The sequence below is a fragment of the Microbacterium sp. NPDC086615 genome (assembly GCF_040686055.1).
Taxonomy (GTDB): Bacteria; Actinomycetota; Actinomycetes; order Actinomycetales; family Microbacteriaceae; genus Microbacterium.
In genome coordinates, this window is sequence record NZ_JBFBJJ010000002.1 from 260,756 (window position 1) to 271,332 (window position 10,577).

Below are 10,577 nucleotides of genomic sequence, written 5' to 3' on the forward strand. Positions count from 1 at the left end.
TCCTTTCGTGGGCGGGCTCTCCCGCTCGTTCTCGCACTTTAGTCGTCCCCGGCGTCGGAGAGCCGGGTCCGTTACTCTGTCGGAATGGGCAGCGAGCACTATTTCAGCGCGTCGCCGTCGAGTCCCGAACAGCTCCGCCGCATCCGTGTGACGCTTGCCGGTCGTGACCTCGAGGTCGTCACGGCAGGCGGAGTCTTCAGTCCCGACCATGTGGATGCCGGGACCTCGGTGCTCCTCGCCAACACGCCACCCCCTCCCGCCGGTGGGCACTTCCTCGACCTGGGGTGCGGGTGGGGTCCGATCTCGCTGTCGCTCGCGCTCGCGTCACCGCACGCGACCGTGTGGGCGGTCGACGTCAACGAGCGTGCTCTCGATCTCGTGAGGCGCAATGCCGAGTCACTCGGCCTCACGAACATCAACGCCGTGCGTCCCGAGGATGTTCCCGAGGACGTCTCGTTCCGCACCATCCGCTCGAATCCGCCGATCCGCGTGGGCAAGAGCGAGCTGCACAACATGCTCGAACACTGGATTCCGCGCCTGTCCGAGCGGTCGGACGGGTGGTTCGTCGTGCAGCGCAACCTGGGTTCGGACTCGCTGCAGCGGTGGCTCGCCGCGACCTTCGCGCCGGGCTACAGCGTTCAGCGTGCGGCGACCGGACGCGGCTTCCGCGTGCTGCGCGTGCGCCGCCACGGCTCGCCGCCGAGCGAGCCGATCGACGTCATCGCCTGACGCGGCGTCTGTCGGCGCGGCCGGATGCCGCGGCGATCGGCCGCGACCCGAGACCTCGCCCGGTGTCGCGACGCGGTCTCGCGACGCGGTCTCGCAACGCGGTGCCGCCACGCGGTCTCCGCGAGCGCGGAACGCCCGCGCGCTGCGCTCAGGCCAGCGCGACCTCACCCGTGAAGACCAGTGACGCGGGACCCGAGAGGAACACGTGCCCCCCGGCCACCCGGACGCCCAGGGTGCCACCCGGAGTGTCGACCGTCCAGACGTCGGGCGCGGCCGAGCCTGCCCAGTGCCGCACGGCGAGCGCGGCCGCGGCGACCCCGGTGCCGCAGCTCAGCGTCTCGCCGACGCCCCGCTCGAACACGCGAAGACGGATCGCTCCGACGCCCTCCTGGACGAGCGGATCGGCGGGGACGACGAACTCGACGTTCGCTCCGTGGCGCGGGGCCGGGTCGAGCACGGGTTGGTAGGTGAGGTCCAACGCCTCGAGCTCGGCATCCGATGCCACCGCCACCACCACGTGCGGGTTGCCGACGTCGATGCCCACACCGGGACGCGCGACGGGAAGTCCCTTCGCACGGACGAGGGTGTCGTCGGCCTCGATCGCGAAAGCGCCGAGATCGACCTCGTAACCGCGTTCGCTGCGCGTGAGGGTCTTCACGCCCGCGCGCGTGCCGATGCGCAATCCCCCGTCGAGGGTCGCGAGCCCCGTGTCGCTCAGGTACCGGGCGAAGACCCGCGTGCCGTTGCCGCACATCTCGGCCTTGGACCCGTCGGCGTTGCGGTAGTCCATGAACCACTCGACACCGGATGCCACCGCCTCCGCGCCCTCGTCGATCGCGGCCGCGCGGACGACGCGCAGCAGGCCATCGGCTCCGATGCCGAAGTGGCGGTCGCACAGCACCGCGACCTGCTCGTCGCGCAGCTCGAGTTCGCCGTCGGGGTCGGAGATGATCACGAAGTCGTTGCCCGTGCCGTGGCCCTTGGTGAACGCGATGGTCGACATGACTCCAGTCTAGGGACGCGGCTCTCTGGGACGCGGCTTTCTGGGACGCGGCAGAGTCACGCCGTCGGCGCGGGCGGACCGCCCGGACCGTCGACGATGAGCCGCTTGCCCGTGGCCCAGGTGTCGAAGGGCTCGTATCCCAGGGCGTGGTAGAACCCCCGGGCGCCGCTGTTGTCGGGCCGCACCATGAGCTGCACCTTCGGGCACCCCATCGCCTCAAGCAGACGCTCCGCCTCGGCGACCAGCGCCGCCCCGAGGCGCTGACCCCGGTGCGTACCGGCCGTGGCGAGGTAGTACAGCCACCCGCGATGCCCGTCGTACCCGGCCATGACGCTCCCCACGACCGCATCCCCGTCGACCGCGACGAGGAAGAGCTCGGGCTGGACGGTGAGCTTGCGCCGGATGTCAGCGTGCGGATCGTTCCAGGGCCGGGTCAGACCGGCTTCCTCCCACAGCGCGACGACGGCGTCCTCGTCGGCGATGTCGAACGCGCGGATCTCGACGGTCACGATCGTTCCTCTCGGTCGGCGGCCAGGGCCGTGGCATCCACGGTTCGGGCGTCGACCCACCACGCGCCGTCGTAACGGCGGAACCACGACACCTGGCGACGGGCATAGCGGCGGGTGAGCGCCTGCGTCTCGGCGATCGCCTCGTCGCGGGTGAGATCACCGCGCAGCTGAGCGAGGGCCTGGGCGTAACCGATCGCGCGCCCGGCGGTCACTCCTCGCTCGAGGCCTTCCGCTCGCAGCGCCTCGACCTCATCGACGAGACCCGCGGCCCACATCCCCTCGACGCGCGCATCGAGGAGCGCCACGAGCTCCTCGCGGACGATCGAGGTGGCGACGATGCGGGTCTCCGGATGCCAGAACTCCGGCGCCTCCGGAAGAGCACCGCCGTGCGTCTCACCGCCCTGAGCGAGCACCTCGAGTGCACGCACGACACGGCGTCCGTTGCGGGGATCGATGCGCTCGGCGGCGACCGGATCCGCTTCGCGCAAGCGCGCATAGAGGACTCCGGAACCGTGACGTTCCAGCTCGTCCTCGAGCGCGGCGCGGAGGGCCTCGTCGCGCGGGGGGAAGCGGAAGTCCCACAGCACCCCCGAGACGTACAGGCCCGATCCCCCCACGAGAATCGCGTCGGCACCACGGGTGTGAATCTCGCGGATCGCCGCGCGCGCGGCATCCTGGTACCACGCCACCGCGGCCTCGTCGGTCACCGCGAGCGCGTCGAAGAGATGATGAGGGATGCCACGGCGCTCCGCCTCGGGAAGCTTGGCGGTACCGATGTCCATGCCGCGATACAGCTGCATCGCGTCGGCGTTGACGATCTCGGCCGGACGGCCGCGGGCCGCGAGCGCCTCCGCGAGATCGAGAGAGAGCCCCGTCTTGCCGGTCCCGGTGGCACCGACGACGGCCCACAGGGCCGGGGCGGTCACACGCCGACGCGAAGGGTGGGAAGGCCGAGCGACACCGCGCGCGGGGCTCCGCTTTCGCCCGCGGGTGCCGGGACCCCGCACGACTCGGCCTGCGAGCGGTCCCACGCATCGCCGGCGCGCGTGCGACGGATCCTCAGCGGGGCGCCGTCGGGGGCGTCGGCGAGGAGGTGGAAGGGCGCGGCGTGGGTCACTGTGACCGACACGACGTCGCCGGGACGAGGAACGGGCGAGCCCGCGGGCAGCTCGAAGTGCACGAGCCGATTGTCTTCGGCGCGGCCGGTCAGGCGGTGCGTCTCGGCGTCTTTCTTCCCCTCGCCCGTGGAGACGAGCACCTCGAGGGTGCGGCCGAGCTGCTTCTGGTTCTCTTCGGCGCTGATGCGATCCTGCAGGGCGATGAGACGCTCGTAGCGCTCCTGCACGACGGCCTTCGGCACCTGGTCGGCCATGGTCGCCGCCGGTGTGCCCTCGCGGATCGAGTACTGGAAGGTGAACGCACTGGAGAAGCGCGCCGCCTCGACGACCCGCAGGGTCTCTTGGAAGTCTTCTTCGGTCTCGCCGGGGAAACCCACGATGATGTCCGTGGTGATCGCGGCGTGCGGGATGCGCTCCCGCACGCGGTCCAGGATGCCGAGGAACTTCTCGCTGCGGTACGAGCGCCTCATGGCCTTGAGAATGCGGTCGGAACCGGACTGCAGGGGCATGTGCAGCTGCGGCATGACCGCCGGGGTCTCGGCCATCGCGGCGATGACGTCGTCGGTGAAGGCAGCCGGGTGAGGGCTCGTGAAGCGGATGCGCTCGAGCCCCTCGATCTCGCCCGCGGCACGCAGGAGCTTGCCGAACGCGAGGCGGTCACCGAACTCCACGCCGTAGGAGTTCACGTTCTGGCCGAGCAGTGTGACCTCGATCGCACCGTCATCGACGAGCAGGCGGATCTCGTTCAGGATGCCACCGGGGCGACGGTCCTTCTCTTTGCCGCGCAGGCTCGGCACGATGCAGAACGTGCACGTGTTGTTGCATCCGACCGAGATCGAGACCCAGCCGCTGTGGACGGAGTCGCGCTTGGTGGGCAGGGTGGAGGGGAAGATCTCGAGGGACTCGAGGATCTCGAGCTCGGCTTCGCCGTTGTGGCGTGCACGCTCGAGCATGCCGGGGAGCGACCCCATGTTGTGGGTGCCGAACACGACGTCGACCCAGGGGGCCTTCTGCTGCACGGCGTCCTTGTCCATCTGGGCGAGGCACCCGCCGACGGCGATCTGCATGCCCGCGTGGGCGTCCTTGCGCGACTTCAAGTGGCCCAGCGTGCCGTACAACTTGCCCGCCGCATTGTCACGGACGGCGCAGGTGTTGATGACGACCACGTCGGCTTCTGATCCGGCTTCGGCCCTGACGTAGCCGGCGCTCTCGAGCGAGCCGGAGAGGCGCTCGGAGTCGTGCACGTTCATCTGGCAGCCGAAGGTGCGGACTTCGTACGTGCGCGGTCCGTCGCTGCCCTGCGCGGCGGGGGACGGCGCGATCAGCGTCGGGGTCGAAACGGGGGTGGTCATGATGGGAGCAAGTCTAAACGCCGCGACTCCCCCACAGCCGTGACGGCCCGCCTCGCGAATCGGGCGCAACTCTGCGTTCGCGGGACGGACGGGAAAACGGTGCCTCGATAGCGTGGGCTCGACGCGGGTCGCCTCGCGTCCGTCCGTGTGTGCGCGGACGCGCCCTGAAGGAGAAGTCGTGCGGGAAGGCCGATCGTGGACGTGGTCCGAGCCCCTCATCGGGGCTGACCGCGACGCGACGGCACTGGCCGGATCTCTGCTCGCGGGGACGTCGGTCATCGTGGCCGGTGCGCGCGGAAGCGGCCGCAGCCACCTCTTGCGCGCGGTCGCCGGCGACCTCGCCGCACACGGAGTCGCCGCCGCCGTCGTCCGCCCCTCGACCGTGCTCTCGGACGTGCCCTTCGGCGCGCTCGACGCCGTCGGCGACCCGCGCATCGTCGAACTGAGACGCGGGCGTGTGCCGGACGGTGGCGTCGTCGTCCTTGTGGACGATGTGCACACTCTCGACGTCGATTCCGCGCGATTCCTCGCCCGCTGCGTGGCGGACGGTCGTGTCACCCTGCTCGCGACGCTCCTCATTCCCCGCGCCCGGGCTCGGCGCGTCGACCTCGATGCCTCTGGTGTCGGTCAGACCATGCTGAGTCTGTGGCTCGACGGGCTCGCCGAGCGTCTGGACCTCTCGGAACTCACCCCGACCGACAGCGAGCAGCTGCTCGCGGTGCTGCCGGGAGCCTCGACTCTGGATGCCACGATCTGCGGCGCCATCCTCTGGCGCGCGGACGGCTCTCGAACGCTGCTCCGCGAACTCGTCGCCGAAGCGGTGGGCGCGGTCGCCGCGGGTCGGGACCCCTTCGCCGCCATCCGCGACACCCCACCTCACAGCCGTCTGTCCGTCGCCCTGAAGCTTCACACCGGGGATCTCGCCGAGGGCGACCAGGAGTGCCTCGCATTCCTCAATCGGCTGCCTCACGTCGAGTTCTCGGTCGCCACGCGGTTCGTGTCCCCGACGAGGCTCGAAGCTCTCATCACCGCAGGACTGGTGCACTCGGACCGGAGCCCGGCCCGACGATTGACCGCGAATGAGGCGATCGCGCGCGAAGCGGAGCGACAACTGGGCACAGCGCGCATCGACGCACTCGTTGCGGCAGCCGGATCCCGCATGCTCGATGACGAGGCCGAATGGTGGTGCGCCCCCCTGGCCGTGTCGATCGCCGAACGCTGGCACCGCGGTGACGACGCCGCCGTGACGGAGGTGACGCGATCGCCCGCGCTTCGCGCGCGGATCGCGCTCGATGCCGCGCGCGAAGCGAACGATCGCGGTGACGCCGCACACGCCGCCGCGCACGCGGCACGAGGACTCCGATCGCTCGACTCCCCCGAGCTGCGCTTGGAGGCCGCCTTCGCCGTCGCCCTGCTCGGAACGGGAACAGACGCCGACGCGATCGACGACATCGATCCCGGCGATCTCGACGAGGAGGGCCGGAGACGTCTCGCGCGCCTCCGAACCGTCGTCGCGGACCGGGGACTCGCGTTGCCGCTGTACGCCGCGACGAAGGGCGATGCGGATGCCGAGATCGAACGGCACCTCGACGATTCGGCGCGCGCCGGGGCGGACTTCGAATGGTCTCGCGCCGCGCACTCCGCCGAGAAGGCCCTCGCGCTGTCGCCCGAACGGAGCGCCACCCACCTGCGCGCGCTTCTGAGCGCCGGCATGGCGGAGACGTTCCGCGGTCGGTGGAGTCGCGCGCGAGGGCACTTCGACGACGTCTTGCGCATTCTCGACGCGCGCCAGCGACCCTCAGATGTGAGCGCGACGCATCGGCTCAGCGCGATCCTCGTCATGCTCGCGAGCTACCAGCTCGCCGGTGCCGACGGCGGTCCGGTCTCCGCGCGACTCAGCGGCGAGAGGACGGCGGCCGCGCGGGAACACGACGTCGTCGCCCTTCTCCTCGCCGGTATCGCGGCATCCATTTCCCACACCAACCTCGGACGACCGGCCGACGCCCTGCGCGAATGGGAGGCCGTGCGCTCCAAGTCGGCAGGCTCGCTCTCCGGACCCGACGCCGACCTGGCTGAGCTCGGTCTCGCCGAGGCCCTCGCCGCAAGCGGTCGCGTCACTGAGGCACGCGTGCTGCTGTCGCGGATCGAGACGGGCGACGAGCTGCACGTCCGTCACGCTCGCGCGGCTGTGGAGACCACGGTGCTCATGGCCGAAGGTCGCGCGGATGAGGCACGAGCCACCGCGCGAATCGCCGCCGCTTTGTCGGCCGAGCGCGAGGTGCCCCCTGTCCGGATGCGCGATCTGTTCCGACTGCTCGTGCTGGGTGACATCGCGACGTCGGAGACCGCCGAGCTTCGCACGCTTCTGCAAACGACCGATCTCCCCCTCGCCACCGACCTGACCCGTCGGCTCGAGGCGTGGGAGCACGGCGAGGTACACGACGTCGCGGAAGGGCTGCGCCTGCACCCCTTCTGGTCCGCGGAGGAAGGCGGCCACGGCACGGTGCTCGGGACGATCTCGAGGTTCCCCATCCCGGCGCTATCCGCGGACCCCTCGCCGCTTCGCGACCTGACGCGGCGGGAGCGCGAGATCGCTCTGCTCGTCGAGCAGGGACACACGAACCGCGAGATCGCCGCGATCCTCTACCTGTCGGTGCGAACAATCGAATCGCACGTGTACCAGGCACGGACGAAGATCGGCGCCGCCACCCGCGGCGAGCTCGGGCGTCTCGTGGCGCAGTGGGAGAACCAGCAGTCCCGCGCGTGAGACGGCGCTCGACCTCTCGAGGACCCGAACGATCGCCGCGTCCGTCGCGGCTCCGCGTCTCGGCTCCACGTCACGACTTCACGTCCCGACCCCACGTCCGGTCCCTCGTCCCGGCTCCACGTCCGGCCCCGCGACCCGGCTCCACGTCACGAATGCACCTCCCGACCCCTCTTCTCGGCTCCCCGTTGCCGGGCGAGTGTGGGGCGAGACGCCGCCGCGGAGTCGGCTTACTCGTCAGGGGTGAAGCGGACCCCCGCGGTCGGTCGGGACGGGCGCGAACGCCCCACACCCACCTCGCGCAGCGCTTGACGCGCAGCACTCAGCGCTACCGATGACGGGTAGCCTCGGCGCGCGAGCTGGCCCGCCAGCCGACGGAGCGCAGCATCATCGTCTTTGCCGCCGACGCTTCGTGCCTTGCTCCGCGCGAAATCGAGAGCGCGCTCCGCGTCGTCATCGGGCATCTCCGCGATGGCAGCGTCCGCGATGTCACGAGGGATTCCGCGCTTCATCAGCGTGGTCGCCACCGCCCGACGGCCCTCGCCTCGACGCTCGACAGCCGAGAGCACGAGCTGTTCGGCGAACACCGCGTCGTTGAGGTAGCCGAGGTCGATGAAACGCTCGATCAGCTCAGTGATCACGACCTCGTCGGCGCCCGGCACTTCACGGACGGCGGTCCGGGCCTCCGAGATCGACAGTGACCGAGATCGCAGCTTGCGCAGGAGGAGCGCCTCTGCACGTTCGCGTACGTCGTCGCCTTGCGGATCGTCGCGTCCTCCGCTGTCGACACGGTCGACGTCGGGCTCGACCGGATGGCCCGCGAGACCGAGACCGAATCGCGAGTCGGTGTCCCGCGCGGGAGCGGAGCTGCAACTCGCGTGACCTCCCGCCGGGTGAGCGGATGAACGGCTGCCACCGAAGAGCGGGATCACGGGCGCGAGAGACTCGTCCCCGTGATCCTCGGGGGCACCGAGACCGCCGGGCGCGTAGGCCGCGCCGTCCGCGCCGGGGCCACCGGTCGTCGGGCCCGGGCCACCGTCGACGGACGAGAGTCCGCCGCGGCGACCCGGGCGCTGACCGTCGACCATCAGGCCGGGCGGCGGGCCGCGAGCTCGTCGGCCGCGGGCTCGGCCGACGCCGCCGGGGCACCACCGATGCCGAGCTTGTTCTTGATCTTCGACTCGATCTCGGCCGCGACGTCGGCATTCTTGATGAGGAAGTTGCGCGCGTTCTCTTTGCCCTGGCCGAGCTGCTCGCCCTCGTAGGTGTACCAGGCACCCGACTTCTTCACGATGCCGTGCTCGACACCGAAGTCGATCAGGCTGCCCTCGCGCGAGATCCCCACGCCGTACAGGATGTCGAATTCCGCCTGCTTGAAGGGGGGGGCCATCTTGTTCTTCACAACCTTGACGCGCGTACGGTTACCCACAGCTTCCGTGCCGTCCTTCAGCGTCTCGATACGGCGGATGTCGAGTCGCACCGACGCGTAGAACTTGAGCGCCTTACCTCCGGCCGTCGTCTCGGGGGAACCGAAGAAGACACCGATCTTCTCGCGCAGCTGGTTGATGAAGATGGCCGTGGTCTTGGTCGTGTTGAGTCCACCGGTCAGCTTGCGCAGCGCCTGCGACATCAGGCGCGCCTGCAGACCGACGTGCGAGTCACCCATCTCACCCTTGATCTCGGCCTCCGGCACGAGAGCGGCGACCGAGTCGATCACGACGAGGTCGATCGCGCCCGACCGGATCAGCATGTCGGCGATCTCGAGCGCCTGCTCACCGGTGTCGGGCTGCGACACGAGCAGGGCGTCGATGTCGACACCGAGCTTCTTCGCGTACTCGGGGTCGAGAGCGTGCTCGGCGTCGATGAACGCGGCGATACCGCCGGCGCGCTGCGCGTTGGCGATGGCGTGAAGGGTGAGGGTGGTCTTACCGGACGACTCGGGTCCGTAGATCTCGATGATGCGGCCGCGGGGAAGACCGCCGATGCCGAGGGCCACGTCGAGGGCGACCGAACCGGTGGGAATGGTCTCGATCGGGGCGCGGTCGTCGCTGCCCAGTCGCATGACCGAGCCCTTTCCGAACTGCCGGTCGATCTGCGCAAGGGCCGACTCGAGGGCCTTTTCGCGCTCTGCGGGTGAGGGCATGACGTCTTCTTTCTGCTCGCGTTCCGTCGCCTATAGGCTGTCGCGCTCCGCACCGACGGTGAGGATGCCCGACAAGGCGTTCAGAGTGTCGTTCGACGTCGTCCACGTTAGAGAGGGCCTCCGACATTGGTGTCGAGAGAACCCCTCGATGGGGATGGATCGGCCGATCACTCCGATGTGAAGGAGCCTACGCTCCTATCGAACGAAAATTCGATGACACGCCGCAACATCGAACGCGAGTACCGAAACCGCGACCGCCGACGGAAGCGGCTGCACTTTCGCGGCAGGTGCGCCCGCGAGAGAGCTGTGCCCGATGTGTACCCCTAGCGGCGACGGGGGTCGAGCCGCCCCACGCCGTATCTCCGCTCGGGCGGCACATCCGTCTCGGCGCAAAGGGCGAGCCACACCTCGCGCGGGTCGACGCCCGCTGCGAGCGCCTCCGCAGGTGTTCGGCCACCGACCGCCGACAGCACGAGGTCGGTCATCAAAGAGCCACCGCGCGCGCCGAACTCATCGGCGACGGCACGGTCGAATTCGCTACGACGCATGCGGTCGGCTGGGACCGATCAGCGCAACGAGAGTTCGGGCTCGACCTCGGCGACGAGGTCGTCGGGAACGATGTCGGGGAAGGTCTGGAGCCCCTCGAGCACCGAAAGGCGGTCGCCGACCTCGCGCATGATCGACGAAATGGGAACGTCGAGCGCCTCGGCGACCGACGCGAGGATCTCGCTCGACGCTTCTTTCTGGCCGCGCTCCACCTCACTGAGGTAGCCGAGAGCCACGCTCGCGCGGCTGGCGACCTGGCGGAGGGTACGCCCCTTCTGCTGGCGGAGGTCACGCAGGACTTCGCCGATCTCTTGACGAACCAGGATCATTTCGGGCCCCTCCTCACTGCTGATTCCGACGCTGTCCGGAGTGGACAACCGTACAACACCATGTGGTCACCCTAATGCCGCGCG

At 69.9% G+C, this 10,577-nt stretch carries 10 protein-coding genes; 2 read left to right on the plus strand and 8 right to left on the minus strand.

Annotation, left to right across the window (positions count from 1 at the left end):
- Positions 1-84 precede the first annotated feature (84 nt).
- On the plus strand, positions 85-729 hold the full coding sequence (locus tag AB0O24_RS03515; RefSeq protein ID WP_275798652.1) for a methyltransferase: 645 nt from the start codon (positions 85-87) through the stop codon (positions 727-729).
- Between the two features lie 148 nt (positions 730-877).
- Here the strand turns inward: AB0O24_RS03515 and dapF are convergent, their stop codons facing one another.
- Genes dapF through miaB form a run of 4 tightly spaced genes read right to left on the minus strand, consistent with a single transcriptional unit; the run spans position 878 to position 4,711 of the window.
- A complete protein-coding gene (dapF, locus tag AB0O24_RS03520; protein ID WP_275798654.1) occupies positions 878-1,732 on the minus strand; it encodes a diaminopimelate epimerase in 855 nt (284 codons plus the stop codon).
- Positions 1,733-1,788: 56 nt separating this feature from the next.
- Positions 1,789-2,241 carry a GNAT family acetyltransferase gene (locus tag AB0O24_RS03525; protein WP_275798655.1) on the minus strand — a complete coding sequence of 151 codons (453 nt, stop codon included), beginning with the start codon at positions 2,239-2,241 and terminating at the stop codon, positions 1,789-1,791.
- On the minus strand, positions 2,238-3,167 hold the full coding sequence (miaA, locus tag AB0O24_RS03530) for a tRNA (adenosine(37)-N6)-dimethylallyltransferase MiaA (RefSeq protein WP_275798657.1): 930 nt from the start codon (positions 3,165-3,167) through the stop codon (positions 2,238-2,240). The genes AB0O24_RS03525 and miaA overlap by 4 nt, the downstream gene beginning before the upstream one ends.
- Positions 3,164-4,711 (minus strand): tRNA (N6-isopentenyl adenosine(37)-C2)-methylthiotransferase MiaB, encoded by a 1,548-nt coding sequence (miaB, locus tag AB0O24_RS03535; RefSeq protein WP_363372605.1) that lies wholly within the window; start codon positions 4,709-4,711, stop codon positions 3,164-3,166. Before miaB ends, miaA begins: the two co-directional genes overlap by 4 nt.
- A 178-nt stretch (positions 4,712-4,889) precedes the next feature.
- Here miaB and AB0O24_RS03540 point away from each other — a divergent pair, with 178 nt between their 5' ends.
- Positions 4,890-7,478, plus strand: coding sequence for a helix-turn-helix transcriptional regulator (locus tag AB0O24_RS03540; RefSeq protein ID WP_363372608.1), 2,589 nt, complete (start codon positions 4,890-4,892; stop codon positions 7,476-7,478).
- Positions 7,479-7,705: 227 nt separating this feature from the next.
- On the opposite strand, the gene AB0O24_RS03545 is transcribed toward AB0O24_RS03540, so the two are convergent.
- From AB0O24_RS03545 to AB0O24_RS03560, 4 genes are all read right to left on the minus strand, one after another.
- The gene (locus tag AB0O24_RS03545; protein ID WP_275796360.1) at positions 7,706-8,563 is read right to left on the minus strand and encodes a regulatory protein RecX; all 858 of its coding nucleotides are present in this window, start codon (positions 8,561-8,563) and stop codon (positions 7,706-7,708) included.
- Positions 8,563-9,618 carry a recombinase RecA gene (gene recA, locus AB0O24_RS03550; protein WP_058594916.1) on the minus strand — a complete coding sequence of 352 codons (1,056 nt, stop codon included), beginning with the start codon at positions 9,616-9,618 and terminating at the stop codon, positions 8,563-8,565. The genes AB0O24_RS03545 and recA overlap by 1 nt, the downstream gene beginning before the upstream one ends.
- A gap of 323 nt (positions 9,619-9,941) precedes the next feature.
- Entirely contained in the window at positions 9,942-10,166 is a 225-nt protein-coding gene (locus tag AB0O24_RS03555) for a DUF3046 domain-containing protein (protein ID WP_275796363.1), read from the minus strand.
- 18 nt (positions 10,167-10,184) lie between these two features.
- A complete protein-coding gene (locus tag AB0O24_RS03560; protein ID WP_058594918.1) occupies positions 10,185-10,493 on the minus strand; it encodes a helix-turn-helix transcriptional regulator in 309 nt (102 codons plus the stop codon).
- Between the last annotated feature and the right edge of the window lie 84 nt (positions 10,494-10,577).